This is a genomic window from Legionella resiliens (assembly GCF_021344005.1).
Classification (GTDB): domain Bacteria; phylum Pseudomonadota; class Gammaproteobacteria; order Legionellales; family Legionellaceae; genus Legionella; species Legionella resiliens.
Map to the genome: position 1 here is coordinate 132,071 of NZ_JAJTND010000005.1, position 24,658 is coordinate 156,728.

Here is a 24,658-nt window from a genome sequence, read left to right on the forward strand (position 1 = left end):
CTTACTTGTTTATTTTTATATTCAATAGTGTCTATAATGAATCATTGTGTCACACTATGGGGCATCTACTATGGACGGTAAAATTGAAAAACAGCCATTCACACTCACAATGCTAGGAACACTCACTGACTTTACCCCCGAATTAAAACAAACTGCTAAACCTTCTCCTTATACTAAGGGAGCAAAAGTAAAAGATTATCCTAAAGGAGAAACATTGAGTGTAGTTTCTTCTTTAATTAAAACAAATCTCCTTCCTAAAGCGGCAAAAGTAGATGCAAAAAATCCATATCCTTTTCAAACTGATGAAATTACTGTAATTAATGGACCTACAACAGATGGTTCTAATGTAGGAGAGAAAATTGCCCTGGGCTTGGTGGCAATATTAAAGGCCGTAGCCCGTGGACAAACTCGAATCAACATTCTTGCTCATAGTAGAGGCGCAGTTGAATCGATTTTAATAGCCCATGAATTGCAAGCAATACAAACAATTATTTCTGGATGTACTACCTTTGAAGAAGTATTGAAGCAGTTGGCTGAACAGCAAACCAAACGATACAAGGGTACACCAAAAAATAATACGCCAGATATTATAGAGCCTATAAAATCCCAAATAAATTTAATACCCAAAGAAGAGCAAGAGCAATGGTTTAATAACCTAAAAACACATCTGCCACCTAGCTCAATAAACTTTTTTGGTATAGATCCTGTCCCCGGAGATTGTTTTCCGATTACTTGGTATGACGACCGATTTTTTATATTGCCGGAAATTATAAAAAATACTGAATTAATCTACTATGCAAACGAACGTTCTGATTGGGGATTCACTCCGATTTATCCTGAAGTAATCTCTAAAGAAAAACAAAATCTCATTTGTTACTCCATGCCCGGGCATCATGGGACTGGCTCAAATGGAAACGATGGTTCCCAACAAGGAATCATTGTTTCCCCCGATGGGTATAAGACCACCCATGTCCAAAAATTAATGATATATAAGGTACTTAATTTCTTATGCAAGCAGCAAGTTGAATTTAATGATGCCATTCAAATCTTTCATCAATATACTGCTTTAGGCCGAAAATATTCGGGAATGGATGCTGGAGTCAAGTCAATTAATGTAACGACTCTTGATTTTCCCACCATTTTACGGACACTTTATGCGGCGATCTCCAAAAATCAAATTGCCTATGAGGCATATAATTCAACCCATTATTCCTACATGGGCCTGATAAAGCAACGCAGAATTTTGCATAAAGGACGTGTCTATGGTCTTTTCAATGATGTATTTACTACTTACTCTGGCTATGTTAATGAAGAACATGCTTTATTAATGCAAGCACATTTTTTTAAAATTTTTGGTCTTGATACTAAAAGAAAAAATCTTGCCGAGCTGATCAATACTGCAAGCAAAGTCCTAGAAGAAAGCATAAAGAAAGTCGCCAATAAAGAAACATCAATCCTGGATTCTGAAGTGACTCGCAAAAATGTGTTGGAAACATTTGGTATCGTGATTCGTCAGGTGAGCCACCAATATTTAAATGAAGATTGGTCTCCTATTGAGAAACAAGAAGAAAAAGAGACACTATATCAATCCATTATTGATATATTTACTAAATTTGAAGAACTCTCTGCACTAGATAATTCAATGATTAAGCAGTTTATTACCTCACTGCTTGAATTAAGTTTCACCAGCATAAATCATACCTTGGTTGTTCGAGCTCATGCATTGAAAAAAGATTTTAGTTACTTCCAAGAATCTATAGACAATCGCTTCACCCACTTTTTTAGTGCATTATTAATGCAATTAAATCACATCGAAAATAGCTCTCCTGTTATTCTGAATGAAATTATAAACTCTGAAGAATACAAAAAATTACCCAACCACCCTACAGCCATTAAAATAACTCATATCTATAAAAAGCTGACTGGAAAAGGTGTTGAAAAATATACCATCGAGGAACTTATTAAGAGCTATGAAGAGCAATTTGCTGATACTATTGAAGATTTTGCAAAACTTTATCAACAAATTCAGATTTTTATCTATGACTTGGCGGCTTTGCGTGGGATGGTCCCTAGCAAAAAAATTGAAGTAGATGAACTGTGCTTGCTAAAACAAGCTAATGAATTAGTCGCAATCGCTGCAGAACGCTTTTATAAAGAGAGGCCAGAGAAGCTTCCCCCCATTGCTGAGCCTGGTTCTTTCATGAAATTGACAGAACAACATGCTATTGAGCATTTTGGTATCGTGGATCGCAGCAAAGAAAAAAATAAAGAACCAGAAAAAGCCAATGTGGAGACAGGCGGCTACCTCTCAGGAGCGTTCTCTTTCTTCTCAAGAATGATATACGGCACCCCAGTTACTGTTCCCCCTAACGGAGAAGCTAACCCAAAAGACAGCGTCACACCAACTCCTATATAGGGATAACTTCAATATGATCAAGCATATCCTCCGATGGATCTGGCTCCAACACGAAACGCGGCGGAATGTAGGCATTTTGAGGGTTATTTCATGCTATTCCAGGTATTTACTGCCAATTCACAAAGTTTTAAGAGTGTTAATATTCAATTAATATTAAAGTGGTATTATACAAAATGTAGCGATATTAAACTCCTAGGTTATAAATCACTCATTTTATCGCTACATTAAACTTTTTCATTTTGCCGCATGGGCAATTCTTGCTGACTCATTAAATCATCAATAGAAACTTAAAATAAATCCCTTCCCGCTGTCCATGACGATAAAGCATAGGATTTTTTATGAAACAAGCGGCAAAAATTAGCAAAAAAATGCTTCGCTATTGCCATTGACTGGGGTAAATGCAGTTTGGTCTCTGCATGAATCGCATGAACATCTTCGGGTTGTAGATAGCGACGTAAATGCTCTAAATAGTCTGGGTGTTCGAGCCACCTTTGAATCAAATGGGCATCGACCTCCAAATGAAACTGGAGCCCCACACTTTTATGATGACAAAAGGCTTGCACACACTGGCTGTTTTCTAAAAGTACATCAATACCTGGTGCTGTCTGATTTGCAAATTGATGCCATTGAAAAACATGGAGTGGAGGATCGAACAGTCGAAATAAATCATGTTCACCACATTTGTCTACTCGTGTCCATCCAAACTCAGGTTTGTCTAAAACATAACAGCTCCCACCCAAAGCTATATTCAGTAGTTGAGAGCCTAAGCAAATGCCTAATATTGGCACTTCTTTAGCAATTGCTACCCGCAATAATTCTATTTCGTGAATTAGATGAGGGTACACATCAAGCTCATTAGGATGCATGGCACCGCCAAGAACGACAATGCCATGATAACGATTCACATCCACTCGCTGATGAGGATCTCTGGCAAAATTGACGTAGCGAATACGCAGCTTCATCTTTCTTAAAGTATGAATAATGATACCCAATGGTTCATAAGGAGAATGTTGTAAAACCAGAATTCGTGCCATTATTATGTTATTTTAATTAGTTATTTTAAGTATAGCCTGATGATATCGGTAATTTAAATCCTGGAATAATAGGAACAGCTTTTTCCTCATAGCAGGTGCCGAATTCTTGCAACTGCAGATCTTCTGGATCCCGCGAACGAGTCGTGGGATGGGACGTCGGAGTAGAGATGGACTGGGTTTTCAGTGAGTTGTGACGAGAAAATTCAGTTGCAATCACCTGAATTTTCTCCATTATATGTTGAAGACAACCAAATGACGGTCGTCCGGGCTTTTGAGACATTGTTGGATCGCTTCAATGCGTAATACTTTAATTTTTCTATTAATTTCATGGCCGATGTAGTTCGAAGCGAGTTCTTTGGTGTTAATGGATTTGGCTGCTTGAAAGACATTTCGTACTTGTTCTATAGACGAAGGGTCTTGCGTACACAGCTCAAAAATACGTAAGCAATTGTCAAAACGTTCTTTATTATGGAACGCACCGATGTTTGTCAATAAATCCAATAATTCACCTGCATTCAGTTCAGGAACACGTCGAAATTGCGCCAAATGTTTACTCGTTAATAACGCTAAATCACGGTATTGATTAGGTATGTTAAATTGTTTGCAAAATGCACTTATTTCATTTTGGGACTGGTTATGCATCAAAACAGCGAAACGAACATACGCCGAATCTTTATGATTAGCGGCTCGTTGCAGCGCTTTAATGCTGGAGTCTGATATATCCATATCGGGGATTAAAATACTGTCTGCACCACATTGTTTGAGCACATCGAAGAAATTTTCCGGATATGCTCCCATAAGTGCACGTTCCAGTTCCTTCCAGATTTGCTCAGAGCTCAATTCACAGACTTTCTTTTCAGCAACCATCTGTTTCATAAGCACCATCGTTTCCGGAGCTACTTGAAAGCCTAAGCACGCGGCAAAACGTGCAACACGTACTAATCGAAGAGGGTCTTCAATAAATGTTGGTGATACATGCCTTAATATATGATGCTCCAAATCAGCTTTTCCATTATAAGGATCAATCAATTCACCCAGTTTTTCTTCTGCAAATGGTAAAGCCATAGCATTTATTGTCAAATCTCGACGACTTAAATCATCCATTAAAGTAATTGTAGGAGAAATGTCAAACGCAAAACCAGCATGACCACTGCCTGTTCGCTTTTCGCATCGCGCAAGGGCATATTCTTCTTTAGTTTCGGGATGTAAAAATACAGGAATATCTTTTGCTTCTTGGCCACTATGTACTGGTTTATATCCCAGTTTTAACATAGCGTCCCAGGTTGCACCCACAACAACCCAATCATTATCTTTGGGGAGAACGCCACGTAATTTGTCACGTACTGCGCCTCCTACTAAAAAAATTTTCATAAGTTTTAAAAATTTGCTGACAAATTGATTATTTTATATTCATATAGGGGAAAAATCAATGTATTTGGTTATTTTTTAACGATTATTGAGTTACTGTCGTTTTGAGAATGCATCCAATTCTATTAAAAAATAATATGATTTACGCCCCTACTTGAAATCTTGGTCAAATGGAGCGAGGATAATAAAAAATATTTTTTATACTTAAAAAAATGAATTTATTTACTGCTGCAGTTCAAGTTAATCCCATAGAAGAAAATATTGTGCAGACCACCCCTGGATATTTTACGCCCGTATTTTTATACGCGCAAATTTTAAGCATACTAATTGGTGTTGTCTTTCTTTTCATAGCGTTTTATATACTTCGACCAAGAGAAAAAGAGCAAAGACGCATCCAAGATCAATTTTTATTTTATTTGATCTTGGGGATTTTTTTTATTTGTTGCCCTTTTTTACTTGAATATTTTGGATAATTGATAGGGTACATCAATTTTTAATCGTGAATATTCTCAAGAAAACCCTCCAGATTTTCTATAATAGATAACAGATTATCATTTAACTGCTTTACCTCTTTGCCAGGTAAATTTCCAGTAGACAGGCTTTGCATCAACATTCCCTGCTTTTCTAATTCACGACACGCTTTTTTTGCCTTTTCAGTAAGAAAAAAATGATAATAACGCTTATCCCGTTCATTGCGAATTCGTAGTACAAGCTGGTCTCGTTCCATCTTATTAAGAATACCGACAACCGTAGGCTGTTTAAGCCCTGCACTTTTTGTGAGTTCCATTTGAGTTTGACCGTCTCGTTCCCATAAACGAACCAGGAAAATGGTCTGACTATAGGTTACACCAAGCTTCTCAAGATTAAGATTTGAAACACGCTCAAACAAACGGGCTGCTTTTTTAATTAATACACCCGTATGTTCATTCAAATTAAATGTCATGGACTTCTCCTTTTTGAATAATATATAGGCGCCTATATATATTGACAAGATTCTATTCAACCAATATCATGGCCACACTTTTTTTATTTATAAAGGGATTTAATTATGCTCAAAAAAAGCTGGATGCTATCCATTTTCCTGGGTATTTTCAATGATGTCACCTATTCCCTTCCCCTCAACTCAACTTTAGCTGTTGTTGAAGAAAATGCAGACCGTATCAGTTTCTATAATCCCGATACAGGCACAAGACAGGGCAGCCTGAAACTTGCTTTTCTCCCCCATGAAATCGCTGTTGCACAAGATGGAAAAACAGCATATGTCAGCAATTTTGGCATTAGAGACTACGATAGTGGATCTGGCGTACCCGGCGTATCAATCTCTGTCATCGACTTGCCAAATCAGGTAGAGAAATATCGGCTATTTACTTTTGAATCATTAGAAAACAAAGCGTACTCAGGCATTGATAGTGCGCCCCATGGCGTTAAATTACGCCCTCCCTTCGAGAAACAACTTTATGTTAATGTAGAAAAAGGGGGCAAAATTATTGTTTTTGATGTGGATACCAAAACCATTGTCAAAAAAATTGAAGTGAGTCCCCATACACATAACTTGATTTTCTCCAAAGATGGAAAAACCTTATGGCTAATGGCCGGGAAAGACGGCGTCATTCGAATCGATCCTGATTCAGGAGTGATTACAGGAAGTTTAACATTACCCTCAGCGGTACGGGGTCTAAAATATACTCCAGATAATCGTTCTCTTATGGTGTCGGCTGTGAATCAGATCGTCTTTATTGATCCAGAGACACTCGCCATTAAAAAACAATGGAACAATTTAAATCTGGGTCCAATTCTTTACTCGGATATTACGCCAGACCAAAAATATGTATTAGCGCCAGCCCCCTTTGATCATCAAGTTGCAGTGATTGATGTTGGTTCGGGTCACGTTATAAAGCGATTAGTCACTGGCTTGAATCCCATTAATGTTCTGGTTAACCCAGATGGGCAATATGCTTATGTATCCAATGCAACAGACAAGCATCTGTCTAAAATAGATTTGCATACGTTTGAATTCACTTCTATTCCAACCCATGCTGGCCCTAATGGTTTAGCGTTTATTCCTGAATTTACTTCAAGCATACATAAAAAACTGCGCATGGGCGTCGCTTTACCATTGACTGGAAAAGAGGGTTCCAAAGGTCGTGAAATGCTTAGAGGCTATGAATATTGGAAAAGTACCGTCATCAAAGGCGGCGGTCTTTTGATTGGCAATCAAGTTTATGATCCCGACATTGTTTATCTGGACACTGAATCCAATCAGGATAAACTCAAAAGGTTGACGCATGAATTACTTACACAATATCGAGTGCAAGTACTGCTATCCACTTATGGCATGGATACTTACAACCTTGAAAAGGAAATTGCAGATGCCCAACATATCATTCTCACCCCCTCTCCCGGCGAGGAAATGGTTTGGAATCCTGATCATACCGCACGAGGTTATGATTATTTTGTGACCACAAACCTTTATGAAAAAGGCTATGTCTCCCAGTACAACTTCAAACCGTCTTCCTTGTCCGCTCTGGCTTCTGCCATTGGATTGAAATTCCAAAACGCGTGCCAAATAGCGAATACTTTGGATTATCAAACAATAACAACGTTGTTAAACGAGGGAGATTTTCACTTATTTTATCCCTAAATTTATAAATTGAACCGCTTAAATCAAGGAATTAAAAATTATGTTTTGTTACCCCAAAATACTCTTTATGTTATTGGCTTTATTCATAGTATGTACCAACGTACTGGCACAAGATACAGATTATGTCTTTAATCCCAATGATCCGCATCACAGTCTTTATATTCCTGATGCACCCACCAAATCTCCTGCTATTTTATTGTTACATGCCAGCACAGGTATTGAACAAGTTAATTACGATTGGGCTACTCGATTAAAAGAACATGGGTATGTGGTATTTATAATTGATAGCTTTAAACCCCGGGGTTGGGAAGATCGTCGTTCCGTAGGCTGGGAAAAAGCCACACAAGCACAACTTGATGATATCGTTCCAGCCTATGAATATCTTAGCCACCTTCAATTTGTTGATTCTGGACGCATAGGAATTTTAGGATTTTCCATGGGAGGTTTCGATGTACTGAAAGTCATGGAGTCAGTGCAACACGATCCCAAGCCTTATCAACAAATTCCCTTTAAGGCAGCAGCTTCTTTTTACGGTGTATGTCATAGGCTCGCGGAAGGAGCGCAACTCAGAGCGAACACAAAAATATTTATTGGCGACAATGATGATCGATCTACAACGCAAGATTGCATTCATTTAGTCAATCGAAGCACTGATAACAATCAAAATGTTTCCATCCAAATTTATTCAGACGCCTTGCATGGATTTGATAACTTTGAGTTTCCTGCTTCAAAAGAAGTGATTGATGAAAAAGGAGAACATTATCATATTGGTTTTAATGAGACAGCAAGAGTACAAGCATTAGAAGACTTACCGGAGTTTTTTGACCGCTATCTCAAGCCACATGCCTAAATGGATAAACTCCCAAATCGCAACGTTCATCTAAATCTCCTACTTCGGATACTGAAGTAGGAATAACCAACAAAGACCTATAAAAAAGCGATGGAGTAGATAACTTCATCAATCCAAACTCCTCCTTAAACTTTGCATGTTAGAGAACTTGGCTGATATGACTACTGGACAGCTCATCATTTTCGATAACCTCTCCTATTACGTTATCCACCTCATCATTTTCCACTTGCATAACTTTTTTAGGCATTGTCTTCAGTGTTGCCTCATATGCTAAAAGTTCATCAAAACTTTCAAAACGTCGCATCATAATGCTACTTTTGCCTTTTTCTTCAAGAATCATTTTATCCAAATAATCGATTTGTGGATTGAGCAATTCAATGGCTTGTGCCAGCCCTTCTCGATGTTCGCTTAATTGATCACGCAAGGAAGTGATTTCCACAATTAATTGTTCTTTAAATGTCGATCTAGCCTGCTCATCCAATCGATCTATTTCTGTCTGCTGTAGTAGACCTAAATTTACTTTATATCGAGCAGCCTCCAACTCTTTCGCATTTTGTTTAATTTTAACCTTGACTTTTTCGGGGTCATCACTAGCCAAAGTGGAAAGAAAATTTATAATCCCCCCCTTTTCTTTTTTTCCTTTCGCTGTTTCAGCTTCTTCAAGTTGTATCCGTAATGCTGCTTCCGCCTGTTCTAACTTCTTTACTGCTTTTGTATTCTCATTGAAATTTTTGAAATATTCTGCAAAAACCCGCTTGGTTGTTTCGTCAGTACAGTTTTGTAAAGCTCCAGGGTAATTGTGTGCGGTCAAACCACTAACCAATGTACGATTACTAATATGTCTTCTTGCTTCAGCAGAAAACGATTCATCATCATTTAAAACACCCTCGCTATTTAATAAATTGATATGGGTATTAATTTTTGTTACGGTCTCATTAAATTGCACTGGCAATCCTTCCCCAACTGGAAGTACAGGTTGTTCCCCAGTAATGGGCCTCGAAATTTTTGTTTCAATGTAGTTGTGGAGTTGGGTATGTTTTTCTCGCAGGAGACGTGCTTCTTCTGTTTTGCTTTGATGCTGCGCTATAAAATTACCTAACTGAGTATTATAGTGAGTAAAACCTGTAAATACCGCTTCCTTACCCGCCCCCTCTACGACTAAGTCGAAGTATTCACTAAAGCCAGTATGTCCATGCTTAATTGAAACCTGTTTTACACTGTCAACATCTTGGAGTCCGGTTAAAGTTTTTTGCACTTGTTCCGCTTTATTTGATAGATAGCGACTGTTATCCATTAACTCAGGATATTGCTCACTCACCTCTTCTGATTTGGGAAGTAGCTTATAAATTAATTCTTGTAAGAATTTAAGAAGGGGTGAGCCATTATGTTGTAATATCCTTTTATGGCGAGCAAGACACTGATCGATCTCGGAAAATGCATACAAACTTTTATTATTCTGACGAATATCTTCTATTTCTACTTTAATTGCATTCCATTCCGCTCTCGCTTCTTTAGCTGTTTCCGTTTGGTCTTTTTCAGGATATTTCTGCTGTATTTTTTTGTCCGTTTCAGCAATAAGCGATGAATACTTCTCAAAATGTACGTCAAATAAAGCTTGTTCACGGCATTCAGCTCTAAACGTTGGAGGTAAATCCGCAACACGTGCCAAGTCATCAAAAGTCCTTAAGGTATTTTTAATGAGATCACGTGTATTTTTATGGCCGAAAGAAGGAATCCACAAATCCTCCAATTTGGCTTGGTGCTTTTGTAATAATCGATAGAGTTCTTTTATTCTTTCCTGTTTTTCCTCTGAGCCGGCATTAGTAAGTGCATTAGTAGCCTCCAGGACTTCTGCCACTGCTTTTTTAACAGCAGTCCGTTCTATAAAGTAGAAGAATCCTGTCTTCTCTTTCGCCCAAGAAAACATGTGATCCAAATCATTCGCAAGTTGATTCGCCACAGTATCAATATAATCAGTTTGCAATTGGTTCATTATTCTAGGTAGTGATTGTTCCTCAGCATCCTCTCTAGGTCCATCCACTTCATGATCCACTTCATGAGAAAAAAGACCCTTAACCTGATTATAAACAGCAAGAAACTCGACCACTACCGGCTGCATGCGATTTCGTTCACTTAAGGACCCTTGTGCTTTAAGATCCTGAAAAGCTGTAGCAAATTGAGTAAATATCTCTTCTAAGCGCTCATTACTTTCGGCTTTCTCCCCTTCCAATAAAGGAAGTCTGATTGTATCCTTTAAAGAGGTTCGTTCAGCCACATCATTGAAATTACTTGCAATTAACTTTAACTGCGTCCAAGCTGAACGTTGTTTCATCTCCTCGGGCACACCATCGGTTCCACCAAAGCGCAATACAGCAGCATCCGGATCCAAACCGGACTCTATACGTCTTAAGGCAAGTTCCTGTTCTTTGGCAGTGGCTTTTCTTTCCTCACGTGCATTAAATTTACTTAACTTTAATTGCTCAGAAAAATCAATCTGAAGCATATATTCTGCACGCAATTGTTCAACAGGTACATTGAGCTTATTCTCCGTTTTTCCGCTTAATTTAACTCGAGTCTCAGCCCAAATCCTTGCCGCATCCACTTCAAAACTTTTTAATGCTGCATTAAGATCTTGAGTGATCAATTTTCCTTTAGGATCTCGACGAATATAAGGATTAGGATATTCTTTCTTTGGATCAGACTCTTCAAGTCTCAACCTCCATTGTTCAGTGAGCTCTGTGATCAATCCCTCACGCATCAATAAGAGTGATTTTTTAAGCTCTTTACGCTCTGGTTCACTATGTAAATGATTCAGAAATCCTTGCCACTCATCAAATTGCTTCATGGCAACCTGTTGAATCATAGCAACTTCCTGGATAAAGTGTCGTTCAACAGCCGCTTCTTGATTCATTATTTTTTGAATTTTTTTCAGCGTTTTTGCCCGTTCAGCAGAAGACATTTTCATCAGCGAACCAAATTGTTGCCTATGGGGTATATCATTTTCATCATAGATAGCAACATATTGACCCACTTTTCCATTACGTGCTGCTCGACCAATGATTTGGCGCGTATTACGCTCTGTATCAAGATAAGCCTGGATAACAAATAAGCCATCGTCATGTTTTGGATCGATATCCGTCCCTCTACCAAGTAACGACGTGGAAATCGTAAAGACATTAGGTTGACCTGCTTTTTCAATCATCCGTTGACGTTCTTCTTCAGATTCCTCACCAGTAATTATTTGCAGTTCTTTTCCCTCAATTTGCCCTGCAGGAGAACCTAATTTGTTATATAAGTCACGAGCCTGGTTAATGTCTTTACAAATCATTAATACAGGTTGTGTTTGTTCACTATTTGTTTTTATAAGCGAATTATAGTGTTTCTTAATTTCATCTACTTGAGCCGTTCTTGATTTGGTGACACGGGTTTTTAATTCTTCGCGAAGATTTTTTTCATGAGGAGGAATACTGATCGCCTTTAAGCCATATTTAACCTGTTGCTCCATTAATTCATGAGGCACACCTACAGTACCTGAAATACCTATAATCCTGCCTCGCTCACGATGAGCATCAATGAAATCCTTGGCTGATTCACTAGCAACAAATAACATTTCTGGATCAATCGGGAATAGACGCCCTTTTGTATCTTCTTTTTGTAAACGAGCCTGGAGGAATTGTTGTTCACTATTAGAAAAAATAGCGCCAATCTGTGGTACTGTATTAATTAAGGGAACAACGGTATATACCTTTTTTTCTTCTCCATTTATATTTCGTTTTTCCTCTTGAATAATATAATGGGTACCAGGGATTCGGCGCTTAGCGACACAGGCTGCACTCAACCAGTTATCAAATTTTTTATCTTCTAAACTGGCTAATAACTTTTTGTTTTCCACAGTTCCTGCACGTTCATCCAAAAAGGTTTTAAGCTCTTTAATATCACGTAGCCTCGTCCATACATCTCCTTTATCTGGATTAAGATTTTGGAATTTTTCCTGATCGATAAATTCATTAATTAATGGATACACCCAGGCAAAAGGATTATCTTCTGTGTCACCACCACCCTCTACTCCCATTGCCAAATTAAAGAGTGTCTTATCTTCCAACGTGACATAATCTGACTCATCAAGAATTAAATGAGTTGCAATTTCGCGGCCATCAACCGTTGCAGTGAGTGATTCACCCTCCAGTTTGGCTCGTGAACGATATAAAGATAGATTAGCAACGTTCGAATAGTTAATACCGCCAACTTTATAAGTTCCAGCAGGTGAGTCAGAACGCACAATAGCCGAAGGAATCCCCATACAATCGAAAAAGTTTACCGCACCTTTTTGAGTGTAGTCTTGGTCAACCAAGCCCATATTGGCGGTACATACATTAACTGTATCACCTTTTGCTTTTGCCCATTGTAAGGCAGCAAGTAATGCTGTAGTGATGCTCTTTCCTTCACCGGTATTGATTTCCATTAATAAATTATCAGGATTATCCAGGGAGAGCAGCAAAGTAATCATTTGCGTTGTTCGCGGAAATTTTCCAGTACTGCGGAAATGCATTTCACGCATAACTGCCAGCAATTTTAAATTTATTGCGCGTTCTTCTTCTGGAGTATGGCCTGGAGTCCTTAATTGTTTGATTAACTCATCTGAAAGTTCACGCAGTTGTTCACGGCTTGCCTCGATTAATTTGGGGTAAGTTTTCTCCCCAACCTTAAGTTGGAAATCTTTTCCTATGGCGTTGATGTAAACAATTTGTTGAGTCAAATCATATTGTTGTTGCGGGGAGAGATTTTTATTTTCGAGAATACCTTTAATCCCCGTTATTACTGATTGAATACGGTTTGTCTCGAATTGATCATGAATGATTTCCTCAGTGGTTTTAACTTTACCTGTTTTTGGATCTACGGTAGGAGCACGGCCAGATTTCGGATCTTTATCAAAATTTGTTATAAATTGATCAAGTGCCTGTTCATTATCTGCTAGTGCAGTCAATAATTTATCTAATTTTGGGTAAGGTTGATAAGAAAATAAATTGGCAATTTTATCTAAAGAGAAAGTATGTTTTACTAAACCTGCTTGGAGTGACTTAATCTGCTCGAGTGTTATATCGTTTGCAGTAGCTGAACGAGTAATAATTTTAATCCATTTCGCTTGTGCTTGCGGATCTTCGGGTAAACTGTCAAGCAATTCTATATAGGTTTGCAATTCCAACTCATTGCAATGAGTACATTTTTTTAATAAAAGTGTGGTCAAAGGGACTATGGTCGGCGTGCTTACTACCTTACTCTCAATCGCCTTCGTTGTCGCGCTTATAAATTGGCTAATAACCACATCTGGCACTTGTGGAGGAATGCGTTCGATGACACTCACAAGGCGGTTAAATAATTCCTCGGATTGCTCTTCATCAATATTAGGAATGGACTTGAGCGCTATCATTTGTCGGAGTGGAAAAAGTTCTGGTTTCGTTAAATTGTGATTTAAAGAAGCTTTTAACAACGCTTTATAAGCTTCCACACCCAGTGATTCACTTGACTTCACTAGAAGTTTGACTTGTTCCAAAGATTTTTTAATTGTTTCTATGCTGGGTTTATGTGTCTCTAAAGCATTTAAAATAATATTGAGTTGCGATTCGATAGACACATTAGGTTGTTCCAACAAATAACTCATGATTTGAGTCATTTGTAACATCTTAGGTATTTGGAAATGAGGCAGATTAGCAGGAGAGTTAATTAATGCCAGTACTCTTCGATAGTCCGCTTCATTACGATTTCTAATCCGAATGAGTACATTGGTAAATCCATTAACTATGTCAAAACGATCACTGTATTCTTTTAATGCATTATCAATTGGTTTTCTATCATCGATCCCACCTAAGGCATCTGTTAGAAACTTATTAAATGGTTCATTAGCGGTTTGCAATACTTTGATTGAGCTATTTAGATTTTGCTTAAAACGCGCTTCAAGATTTTCTTTGAGTAAAACCATTAACGTTTTTCTCTCAAAGAACGCAGCCAGTTTATCTTGATGCTCTTCCCCAGCCAGGTTTAGAATTTTTCCTCGTACAAAAGGTAAGACTGGAATTTTGGCAAACTTATAATTAACAAGTTTCGCTGTTTCGTCGTCCAAATTTTTTAATTTTTGTAATGCCACTCCAAGGTCAACTGGTTCTATTGCTAAAGAATCTTTAAATTGATCGACTGCAGAACGAAATGCTTCAGTATCCTTTCTTAAGGTCTTTGTTGCTCTTTCTTGAAGTAACCCTGGAAGATTTGGTACTATATCTTCAACAATAGCCTTCTCAATAAGCTCATTGAAGTTCATGCCTTTAAAGAAATCTTGAAAAACACCAACTAATCCAACCAATGATTCATTAATTGGCTCTTTACCAATTTTGGTATCAGGAAGAACTTCTTGAACTAACTTTAAAATAGCCTCTCGATTATTATACTCTTGGGGATACTCTTTTATTGCGAGCAGGATCTCCGACAAATTATCACGAGAAGGTAAAGAAGTAGATCTGGAAATGTCTATATCATCTATTACAGAGAAGAATAGATCGCGTTGGCTTCTTGGTAAAAACCGTACCATTCCTGCTAAACCAAGTGCTTCAGTACTAAAATCTCCATCTGTAAGGTCATCACTAAGCAATGAAAGCATCGCTACAAAGCGTTGCATATCTTCTATGCCTTCAGGATTTGAATCAAATATACCTTTTATTTGCCTGGAATCATTCCCTATAAGTTTCTCTTCGAACTGTGGATGGGCTATAACATTGACCAAACGATGAAAAGACATGTGTGTTATCTGATTATTGCCTTGTACCTCCATGCTCTTTCGTTGCTTGATATTATCAAATATAAGATAAACTTTATCTCCATAAGTTTTTAGTAGGCTTAATGTTCCATTTAGCCTACTATTAAAATCAACTTCTAAATCCTCTCCGGATAAGAAATCTATAATTTTTTCTAATTCAGCGGGGGTTGGAGTAAATTTAGGATCAGAATTTTTTAAGCTGCCTAAATAACCCACCAACTGAACACGAGCACGAGGAGTACCTTTCAAACTTTCTTGATAACGTGCGATCCGATTAATAAGAGAATTTACTTCAGCAACAGGATCATTTATTTTCTTTAATGCATTAGGTCCCGTCGTCATAAATGCAATAAGGCTCAGCAATATCGCTTTATTTCCTTCTGGTGATTCTGATTCTTGAAAAAACTCCGTGTTCTCATTAACAAGTTGTACCATTTCTTTGTAAGTATCTAATGAAAATGCCCAATCTTGCTGACCAATAAAGCGATAAAAAAATTCTTCCGATATTTTATAATCAAATTCTTCATTATTATGAGTAAAATTTATTTTTGAAAAAAAATCTGCACGAGATCTAAATGAATAGCTTAACGGAGCACGTTCACTCTCTATTTTAATTCCCATTTCCTTGGAAACCAATTTGTAGCCATCATATTGGCTAGCATGATACGCACCATAAGGGCTATAATCCAAGCCTTCCAAGCAAGCTAATTGTTCCTCTCTGTCACTTGCATTACGAAGAATAGTTAATGCTCTATCTAACGCTGGTTTCATATGCCCAAAGTTCTTGATAGGACACGCAAGTGGGAGTTGTTTCAGTCCTAATTTCCCCATCTCCTCGAGAAAAAAACTGTATGCTTCGAACAATTCATTAAAATCGGTAGGAGCTCCTCCTTTTTGATGTTCGGTTACAAGGGATTCCCACCATGTCAATTGTGGTCCAGTGAGTTTGGCCATATTTTCCAGATTTTTCAGGCCACGCTCAGTCAGTAAGGTGTCATAATTAAAGTTGTTTTGCAGAAAAACTTTATCAAAAGTTGTAAATAACTCTTTATCTTGGAGAACAGACATTTGCTCGAAAAACTTTAATATCCCTCGATCACCATTATTTATTAGTACCCTGGCAAGTCCCTGGTACTGTTTATCGCTAAAGTTAAATGAACTCAGACGGCTTTTAATCATTTCCAAGCGTTGCGGATCATTGCCTACTAACTCAGCTAAGAAAAAGTTGAATGCCCCCTTTATTTTTGATGGAGTATTGCCAGTTAATTCTGCGAAACGTTTTTTGTAATCCTTCGCATTTGGGTATGCCTTATTAAACTCTTGATTTTTGCCATTTAATGCAGAATTTATGTACTCTGGTGAACGATCTTTTCCAGCAAGAAGTTGCAGAATGAACTGCTGATGTGAACCAATTGATTCAACAGGTTCAGCCAGTTTCAGCGTGAGGGGATTAGTAACATTTTGATATTGAGGTGCTGGGCTGTATCTTAATATTGTATTTTCGTCCTCTTTTTCTAGATAAAAGCCTGAAGGTAAATTGTCAAAGACCAACCCATATCTAAACTCATTATAATTGCGAATAATCGCTTCCATCGCTTCTTTTTCGACAGCTGCAATACGTTGTTTTTTATCAACTTTATAAGCATCTTTCCCTACTAGGTTATGCCATATTTCTCCCAAATCGATATTTTTACCGGGATGAATCTGATTAGCAAAATCTCTTAATTGCGCCTCAATGTTAAGTTCTGTTATCAATTCACCATGAGGATTTTCTTCACTTTGAGCTTTAACAACAAGCTCGAGATTCACGCGTTCTCTTTTTTCCCGCGCCTTCCGATTCGTAGTTTGTTGAACTGTTTGTTGTTGCTGTTGCTGCTGCTGTTGCTGTTGTTGTTGAATTTGTATGCCGCTCTCTTTTACCCCCCTGACTAAATCTATCTTGGCTTTACGAAGGCTTTTTTCAGCAGGCTCTTTCCCTTTTACTTGATCTTTTGGATCGGGGTGTTTTTGGCTGAATATCTTTCTTTTGGCAACTATATAGGCATCGGTAAGAAGTTTGTTTTGCTCAATCATTTGCGGAGTCAAAGCCTCATGCTCTTCTTTTTGCACGTTTATTTGAAAAGCAACTTTTTGTTTTTTAATAATAAATGCCAGTAACTGGGCAAATTCATCTTCTTTTAGCGCTTCAGTACAACGAACAGTTAAAGAGAGTAAGGGTTCTGATTCATCTTTATTTTCATACTCGTCTAAATACTCAAATACAGAATTTAAATTTTCAAATGAAGCATCATTTACAAAAATTGTCATACTTTCTACTCCATCATTCATTGATACTGGATAATATGGAAAATAATTGCCATTTGGTTTTTTATTTGCCCTATTGGCTATAATTATAGCAATCAATATATTAAGGAAAGCTGAACAAACTCAAAAAAGAAAATTTTGGGAAGAGAATCATAGACTTGGAAAAATGAAGTACAGATAATTCTGCATCTCGAATTTAAAGAGTAAAGTAATCTATACTTAAAGATGTAATCAACCGACATTGAGATGGATAACATGAAGCAAACAGGGATGGTGCTGCAAGGAGGCGGTGCGCTAGGAGCTTACGAGTTCGGCGCCTTAAAACGTCTTTATGAAAATCCTCAATTTTCACTCGATATTGTTTCAGGAGTTTCTATAGGGGCTATTAATGCTGTAGCCCTTGTCGGATCTAAAGATGATCCCATCGCGACTCTTGAAGCAATGTGGGAAGAGTTTACGATTTTTTCATCTCCTTTTCTAAATGATAAATTGAGTTCTTATTTGGCTTTATTTGGTAATCCATCCTTTTTTTATCCACGGACTGACTATTGGAATTTAACAGATTGGACTAGTTTTTATTTCACTAAACCGTTACAACAGTTATTAGAAAAGTATATTGACTTTAAAAAAGTAAATAATACCTCTACGCGTTTAATTCTTACTGCAACAGATATTGCAACGGGTAAGGTAAAAACGTTTACAAATCAAGGTAATAATCGAACAGAAATTACTCCTTTGCATGTTTTGGCAAGCGGCAGTTTGCCTCCTGGTTTTCCTATGACCCTGATAAAAAAAACCTATTATTGGGATGGAGGGTTATTTGAAAATACACCACTCTCCCCTGTTTTAGAATGTCTGGATCCTGATCCGGCGGTAGAAAAGCAAATTATTGTCATCAATCTTTTCCCCAGCCAAGGTAAAATCCCTGCTAATATGGCTGACGTTTTTGACAGAGTTTTTGAAATTCAGTTTTCCAATAAGATCCGATTTAATAAAGAATTAACGGAAAAAATTAATGAATACATCGAAGTAATCAATGAAATTGACAAAATTATACCTTCTAATAGCCCTATCAAACAGCTACCAGGATATCAACGGCTAATCAATTACAAATACATAGAAAATATCCTTTATATTGAAAGCAAGGATCCAGAAAATGTAAGCGCACCCTTTGATTTTTCCTCTAATACAATCAAAAAAAGAATCGCTGCGGGTTATCGAGACGCAAAGAAAATTTTAATAGCCCTTAATTCGTAAACAAGTTAGTTCGAAGCACCAGCCAAAGATTGCTGCTGAATCCTGAAAACAAATAACTAAAAAGATCAGACTTAGCCATTTCAAGTTAATTCAGCCTTTTCTCTAGTTGGTTATAGAAAATACAGTCAGTAAACCTGTATAATAATCAATCTATGACTATTTAAGTTTGTTTTTTGCGCCATAACACAAGTTCTGGAGCACTAAGCCCTTTTAGAAAAATTAAATTGTTCACCTTAGTGAGGTTTATGTAATGAAAATTTCCAAATTGAGCAGGTCAAGTGTTTTACTACTCGGGTTTACTGCTTTGTTCACTATGAGTGAGTCTGCTTTCTCACAGAATCAATGTCAGGGTGGCGGAATGTCGGTCAGCTTTGACCTATCAAAAACAAACAACACACATATTGAAAATAGAAACACATACATTGTAGTGTTAGGTATTGATCCAGCCACCAAAAAACATGCTTATGTAAAGTTTAATAATGGAAACCGTGTTGGTACCCTTGTTGATATTACTAATATAAATATGAATGGAAAAGACTATGGCATTTCATTGTCCGAGTTAATTCCTAATTCAGGAGGAATGGCACAAGCCTGCATACCTCATCTTACTTCTGGCAGAATTTATATTTCTTTTGGAAATACCCTGGATATGCCTACAGACAAGGATTCCCTAACCCCAAAACAACCCGATGTAAACAACCCTCAGACAACCACAAATGGAACACTTTTTGATAAGGTCGAGTTTAATTACAGTACCAGTGGCGAAACCGTTATTAACCCGACAGGAGTAGATTTTATTGCCATCCCTTATACAATCAAACAAGCAGGCCAGGAGTATGGGCATTTTGGCGGACTTGATGGTGTCATTAAAAATATGAAAACAATCATTTGCCGTGCCGCGGGTGAAACAATAGATTCTCCTGAATGTACTCAGCGGTGGAAGCATTCGGAATGGTCCAGTCTAGTTGTTTACAATTCAGCAAATGCCTTAATGCGAGTCGATGCCCCAGGCAGATTTGGCAATCGATTTAGTGGATATTTTACCAACTATATCAATGAACTGAGTAGGTACTATTCTTCTTCTGTAAATCGTTCCATTAAAATTGATTTAAATGAATTAAATAAAGGTATTTGGTCAGGAGCTTTTGAGCCCAACAGCCAAACATTAGTTTTTTCACGTGATGGCGAGCCAGGTTCTGCAACCTTTTCTTATAATCTGGGTTTACCACAAGCCAGTAATTCAATTTTAATGGGAGCACAAGTACCATTTAATAATAAAAATGCAGTGGATGCGACTATTGCACGAGATCTGACTTCTGCCATTGTTTCAGGTATGTTAATGCGTAAAGAATCAGCTTTTATTGGTAAAGATTTCTTTGATTCACAAGGTAATCCAGTTTTCAGAAATAAACAGCAAATGCAAGAGCTGTTAAAATACTACTTCAACAATGTTGACTATTCTGTAGACTATGTTGTAAATCAATGCGGCACTACTAGAGATGCCCCCTGTGTGAATGTTTACTCCGAGGCCATGCATGCATTGAGTTTTGATAAAAATATAGATCATCCACAAAACAGCTATTTAAATTCATACGCTTTTTCCTATGATGATTTTCTAGGTATGGATGGTACAAATACACAGACAGATGCACAACCTGCAACGGTAGTGATCGGCGATATGAAAAATCGAAAAATTCCACACGTAGATCCCTAAAAGTTAGTTAATTTTAATTTCATAGAAAGCAGCCCAAAGGAAGTAGCTGAAGGTTTCTAACAGGAACCCTTTGGGTAGTAGCAAAATGGCATGAGTCATTAGATACCCACTCCTTGTAATACGCCTCTAATACCCAAGCGGAATATTGAGGCGTAAATTCCAATTTACCGAAATTGAGCAGATCAAAATCAAGGTGGGCTGCAAATATTGCGACACTCATATACAATATAGTTTCATAATCTTAATAAAATCATAGTTAAATTTACCATATTGTTTTATTTTTGTTTGATGGAAGATGCAGAAATGGTTTTCCCGAGTGCAGCCAAGCCTGATAGCCAAAAACTAGCATTCTGAAGTTCCACAGATATAATGAATAACAAATATCGTATCTATAAAAAGAACGACTACTTTAATTAAGGGAGATGCTTGAATGGCAGATAAGGACAACAAACAAAAGTTCACAACAACAGATGCTGGGATACCAATACCAAGTGATGAGTACTCTCTAACTATTGGACCAAACGGACCTATACTTCTCCATGATCATTACTTGATCGAGCAAATGGCAAACTTCAATCGTGAAAAAATCCCAGAGCGCCAACCCCATGCAAAAGGTGGTGGGGCATTCGGACATTTTGAAGTAACCGAAGATGTAAGCAAATACACCAAAGCGGCTGTTTTTCAGCCAGGAACAAAAACTGATTTAGTTCTCCGCTTCTCAACTGTTGCAGGCGAGCGAGGAAGTCCTGATACCTGGCGCGATCCCCGTGGATTCGCTGTAAAATTCTATACCAGTGAAGGTAATTTCGATATGGTTGGGAACAACACTCCTGTTTTCTTTGTGCGTGATCCAATGAAATTCCAGCATTTTATACGCTCTCAAAAACGCCGTGCCAATAACAACCTGCGTGACCATGACATGCAGTGGGATTTTTGGACTCTTTCACCTGAATCTGCCCATCAAGTGACATGGCTGATGGGTGATCGCGGGATCCCAAAAAGCTGGCGCCACATGGACGGCTTTTCAAGCCATACTTACATGTGGGTAAATACCCAGGGTGACAAGTTCTGGGTAAAGTATCACTTCAAGACCGATCAGGGAATTGAATTTCTGACTCAGCAGGAAGCTGATCGCTTGGCAGGTACAGATGGCGATTACCATACCCGAGATCTGTATGAAGCTATAGAACGAGGTGAGTTTCCGAGTTGGACACTTCACATGCAGATTATGCCGTTCAAAGAAGCTGAAACCTATCGTTTTAACCCGTTTGATCTCACAAAGGTATGGCCACACGCAGACTATCCTCTTATCAAGGTCGGCAAATTGACCCTCAACCGCAACCCCATTGATTACCACACGGAAATCGAGCAAGCTGCCTTTGAGCCTAACAATATGGTGGCAGGAACAGGGATCAGCCCGGATAAAATGCTTCTTGCAAGGGTATTCTCCTATGCTGATGCGCACCGAGCAAGATTGGGCGTGAACTACAAGCAGATACCTGTTAATAAACCCCAGTGCCCTATTCACTCCTACAGCAAAGATGGTGCAATGCGTATTGAGAATGTCTTGGATCCTGTTTATGCACCAAACTCCAAAGGAGGCCCAAAGGCAGATAGCTCGAAAAATCCTGAGGTAGCGACATGGGAAGCACATGGAGAATTCGTACACGCAGCATATACCCTCCGCAAAGATGACAATAACTTCGGCCAGGCAAATACTCTCGTACGTAAAGTAATGGATGATGAAGCACGTAACAGGCTGGTGAGCAACGTCGTTGGTCACCTCAAAAATGGTGTCACTGAACCTGTGTTAAAAAGAGCATTTGAATACTGGAAAAACATCGATCAACAAATTGGTGAACGCATTGAACAAGGTGTGAGGAAAACTGAAAATTAACAAATAACCAAAATCAGGTGCTGCCCCTCGTGTAGTACCTGGTCCATTTGAAAAGATCGCGTTAATATGCTTACACTTAACTAGCTTCAAGAAACAATCAGTGTTACATTAAAAAGCAAAATCTTTACCTATTTAGCTATGCAAAAAATCCCTGGAATCCTCGCATTTTTGAATCCCTATTTGCGACAAAATAAACGCTACCTCTGGGTTTTTTTCATTACAGTGGTTGTTGCTGGATTTGAAAGCAGCTTTCAGGCTTATTTGATGAAGTGGGTAATCGATGTGGTCAGCTATACACCCAAAGAAACGCTTTTACCTCATATCCTCCTTCCCGCATGTCTTTATGTCAGTATGGATCTATACCATAATCTTACCATGCGTGCCTATTTATACGCCGCGATGAAAATGTATCCTGCTGTTAAAGCAAAAATCGTTGATGATCTCTTCCATTACATCAGCAAACACAGCATCCATTTTTTCCAAAGTAATTTGGCTGGTGATATTGCCAGTAAAATACAGGATGTAAGTAGTGGTACGGAGCCCTTAATTCGTAATTTTTTTGAAGGATTTATAGCAAGACTGGCGACACCAGTCATTGTAACCTTTTTCTTAGCCACTATATCTTGGAGCTTTTCCCTAATCTTTATTTTTTGGACGGTGTTATTTGTTTTTATTACATTAAGGCTCTCTCAATCCGTGGGAAAATCGGCTGAACTTTTCGCTCGCAATAAAAATCAGATGAGCGGAAGATTGATTGATGTGATTAGCAATATCATTACTGCAAAAATCTTTGGCCAAACCCAGTTTGAAAAAGAACACTTGGGCCTAAGCTTGGATTCATTACAAATTTCGGAACAACACGTTCAATGGGCTTTACTCAAACTTCATTTTTTCCAAGGGCTGATGACATTCACTTTACTGACAAGTTTTATGAGCCTTCTGATTTATGGACGTATTTATGCTGATGTCACACCAGGGGATTTTGCTTTTGTTCTTACTTTACTTATCACAAGCCTAAGTCATATTTATGTACTGGGACAAACCATTGGCGACAGCATTAAAGGTATTGGCGAATTTCGGCAAGCAATGAATGTATTGATGTTGCCCCATGATGTGGTCGATCTTCCTGATGCCAAACCCTTGGCACTCACAAGAGGGGTAATCGAGATGCAGCATATAGATTTTGGATACAATCCCGAAATTCTTTTGTTTAAGGATTTTAACCTACGTATTGAATCAGAAGAAAAAGTCGGGATTGTGGGAAGTTCAGGGGCTGGGAAGTCCACCTTAATTCATTTGCTCTTGCGTCTTTTCGAACCTTTTCGGGGTGAAATAACCATCGATGGACAAAACATAGAAACGATCACCATCCACAGTTTGCGACGTGCTATTACATTAGTCCCCCAACAAGTTGACTTATTTCACCGCTCCATATTGGATAATATCCGTTACGGCTATCTGGAAGCATCTGAAGAAGAGATCTATCATGCAGCACAATTGGCTGAATGCAATGCATTTATCCAACAACTACCCCAAGGGTACCACACTCTGGTGGGTGAGCGAGGAATGAAACTCTCTGGCGGCCAAAAACAGCGCATCGCTATTGCACGAGCTTATTTAAAACCAGCCAAAATTCTGATCATGGATGAGGCTACCTCAGCGCTTGATTCGATCACCGAAAGCTATATTCAAAGCGCCTTGACGCACATCATGCAAGGTAAAACCACGATCATTGTAGCTCATCGACTTGCCACATTAAAACAAATGGATAGAATCCTGGTATTGGAGAAAGGACAACTTGTAGAACAAGGTCAATTCCAAGATTTAATCCAAAGAGATGGGCCATTTAGTTGTATGTGGAAACAACAGGCATTTATATGATTGTAAACCCAACCATAAAATCAAATTGTTCTTTACTTAGCCTAAAAATATAATTTGTTTTCTAAGAATATTATAAAGGATTTAATATTTTTTCGTTTGTTAAATCAATGAGCTAGTTTATACTAATTTGAATTAAAGTCCCCCTGGCGTAGTCCAATATAAAAATAATTATCTTTAACTAAATTGGTTTTTAACAATGAAGCATTTTTTACTTAAGTTCGGGTTATTTGGTTCAGGAATAGGTGGTTCCGTGGGATTAGGTTTGGGGGCCTATTACGGTGGTGTTCTAGGTGCTACAGCAGGTGCTGCATGTGGTCTTGCTCTTGGCCCTGCCGCTTTATTGATCACATCTATGGCAATTGGTTTAGCTTGTTTAACTGCCGCAGCTGTCGTAGCAGTACCTTGCTTTCTTGGTTATCTATTAATGAGGGAAATTCTTTTGACATGCGCTGTGGGTACCCGAGAAACCCTAAGTTGCTGTCTTGGTTAAA

General features: G+C 38.2%; 12 protein-coding genes. 8 read left to right on the plus strand and 4 right to left on the minus strand.

Annotation, left to right across the window (positions count from 1 at the left end; genetic code table 11):
* Positions 1 to 70: 70 nt before the first annotated feature.
* Positions 71 to 2,416, plus strand: a complete 2,346-nt coding sequence (locus LXO92_RS13205; RefSeq protein ID WP_182350014.1) for a hypothetical protein — start codon at positions 71 to 73, stop codon at positions 2,414 to 2,416.
* A 287-nt stretch (positions 2,417 to 2,703) separates the two neighbouring features.
* On the opposite strand, the gene LXO92_RS13210 is transcribed toward LXO92_RS13205, so the two are convergent.
* From LXO92_RS13210 to LXO92_RS13220, 3 genes are all read right to left on the minus strand, one after another.
* Positions 2,704 to 3,450: a type 1 glutamine amidotransferase gene (locus tag LXO92_RS13210; RefSeq protein WP_182350015.1), complete on the minus strand. Its 747-nt coding sequence runs from the start codon at positions 3,448 to 3,450 to the stop codon at positions 2,704 to 2,706.
* A 231-nt stretch (positions 3,451 to 3,681) separates the two neighbouring features.
* Positions 3,682 to 4,821 (minus strand): tRNA nucleotidyltransferase/poly(A) polymerase-related protein, encoded by a 1,140-nt coding sequence (locus LXO92_RS13215; protein ID WP_182350016.1) that lies wholly within the window; start codon positions 4,819 to 4,821, stop codon positions 3,682 to 3,684.
* 490 nt (positions 4,822 to 5,311) lie between these two features.
* Positions 5,312 to 5,761, minus strand: coding sequence for a MarR family winged helix-turn-helix transcriptional regulator (locus tag LXO92_RS13220; protein ID WP_232891147.1), 450 nt, complete (start codon positions 5,759 to 5,761; stop codon positions 5,312 to 5,314).
* A gap of 105 nt (positions 5,762 to 5,866) precedes the next feature.
* Here LXO92_RS13220 and LXO92_RS13225 point away from each other — a divergent pair, with 105 nt between their 5' ends.
* Complete coding sequence (locus tag LXO92_RS13225) at positions 5,867 to 7,459, plus strand: hypothetical protein (RefSeq protein WP_232891148.1); 1,593 nt, start codon at positions 5,867 to 5,869, stop codon at positions 7,457 to 7,459.
* Positions 7,460 to 7,499: 40 nt separating this feature from the next.
* Positions 7,500 to 8,309 carry a dienelactone hydrolase family protein gene (locus LXO92_RS13230; RefSeq protein ID WP_182350019.1) on the plus strand — a complete coding sequence of 270 codons (810 nt, stop codon included), beginning with the start codon at positions 7,500 to 7,502 and terminating at the stop codon, positions 8,307 to 8,309.
* Between the two features lie 139 nt (positions 8,310 to 8,448).
* Here the strand turns inward: LXO92_RS13230 and LXO92_RS13235 are convergent, their stop codons facing one another.
* Positions 8,449 to 17,421: a hypothetical protein gene (locus LXO92_RS13235; RefSeq protein ID WP_232891149.1), complete on the minus strand. Its 8,973-nt coding sequence runs from the start codon at positions 17,419 to 17,421 to the stop codon at positions 8,449 to 8,451.
* 252 nt (positions 17,422 to 17,673) lie between these two features.
* Here LXO92_RS13235 and LXO92_RS13240 point away from each other — a divergent pair, with 252 nt between their 5' ends.
* The 5 genes from LXO92_RS13240 (at position 17,674) to LXO92_RS13260 (ending at position 24,657) form a co-directional block, all read left to right on the plus strand.
* Positions 17,674 to 18,675, plus strand: a complete 1,002-nt coding sequence (locus LXO92_RS13240; RefSeq protein WP_182350021.1) for a patatin-like phospholipase family protein — start codon at positions 17,674 to 17,676, stop codon at positions 18,673 to 18,675.
* A 250-nt stretch (positions 18,676 to 18,925) separates the two neighbouring features.
* Positions 18,926 to 20,389 carry a beta-1,3-glucanase family protein gene (locus LXO92_RS13245; protein ID WP_182350022.1) on the plus strand — a complete coding sequence of 488 codons (1,464 nt, stop codon included), beginning with the start codon at positions 18,926 to 18,928 and terminating at the stop codon, positions 20,387 to 20,389.
* Positions 20,390 to 20,819: 430 nt separating this feature from the next.
* The gene (locus LXO92_RS13250; RefSeq protein ID WP_182350023.1) at positions 20,820 to 22,286 is read left to right on the plus strand and encodes a catalase; all 1,467 of its coding nucleotides are present in this window, start codon (positions 20,820 to 20,822) and stop codon (positions 22,284 to 22,286) included.
* Positions 22,287 to 22,454: 168 nt separating this feature from the next.
* A complete protein-coding gene (locus LXO92_RS13255; protein ID WP_182350024.1) occupies positions 22,455 to 24,167 on the plus strand; it encodes an ABC transporter ATP-binding protein in 1,713 nt (570 codons plus the stop codon).
* A gap of 196 nt (positions 24,168 to 24,363) precedes the next feature.
* A complete protein-coding gene (locus LXO92_RS13260; protein WP_182350025.1) occupies positions 24,364 to 24,657 on the plus strand; it encodes a hypothetical protein in 294 nt (97 codons plus the stop codon).
* Position 24,658: the final 1 nt, after the last annotated feature.

Bases quoted from the DNA above. Each gene is read 5' to 3' on its own strand.
- LXO92_RS13225 (WP_232891148.1), top strand. From the start codon at position 5,867: ATGCTCAAAAAAAGCTGGATGCTATCCATTTTCCTGGGTATTTTCAAT.
- LXO92_RS13210 (WP_182350015.1), bottom strand. From the start codon at position 3,450: ATGGCACGAATTCTGGTTTTACAACATTCTCCTTATGAACCATTGGGT.
- LXO92_RS13205 (WP_182350014.1), top strand. From the start codon at position 71: ATGGACGGTAAAATTGAAAAACAGCCATTCACACTCACAATGCTAGGA.
- LXO92_RS13220 (WP_232891147.1), bottom strand. From the start codon at position 5,761: ATGACATTTAATTTGAATGAACATACGGGTGTATTAATTAAAAAAGCA.
- LXO92_RS13215 (WP_182350016.1), bottom strand. From the start codon at position 4,821: ATGAAAATTTTTTTAGTAGGAGGCGCAGTACGTGACAAATTACGTGGC.
- LXO92_RS13260 (WP_182350025.1), top strand. From the start codon at position 24,364: ATGAAGCATTTTTTACTTAAGTTCGGGTTATTTGGTTCAGGAATAGGT.
- LXO92_RS13245 (WP_182350022.1), top strand. From the start codon at position 18,926: ATGAAAATTTCCAAATTGAGCAGGTCAAGTGTTTTACTACTCGGGTTT.
- LXO92_RS13235 (WP_232891149.1), bottom strand. From the start codon at position 17,421: ATGACAATTTTTGTAAATGATGCTTCATTTGAAAATTTAAATTCTGTA.
- LXO92_RS13250 (WP_182350023.1), top strand. From the start codon at position 20,820: ATGGCAGATAAGGACAACAAACAAAAGTTCACAACAACAGATGCTGGG.
- LXO92_RS13240 (WP_182350021.1), top strand. From the start codon at position 17,674: ATGAAGCAAACAGGGATGGTGCTGCAAGGAGGCGGTGCGCTAGGAGCT.
- LXO92_RS13230 (WP_182350019.1), top strand. From the start codon at position 7,500: ATGTTTTGTTACCCCAAAATACTCTTTATGTTATTGGCTTTATTCATA.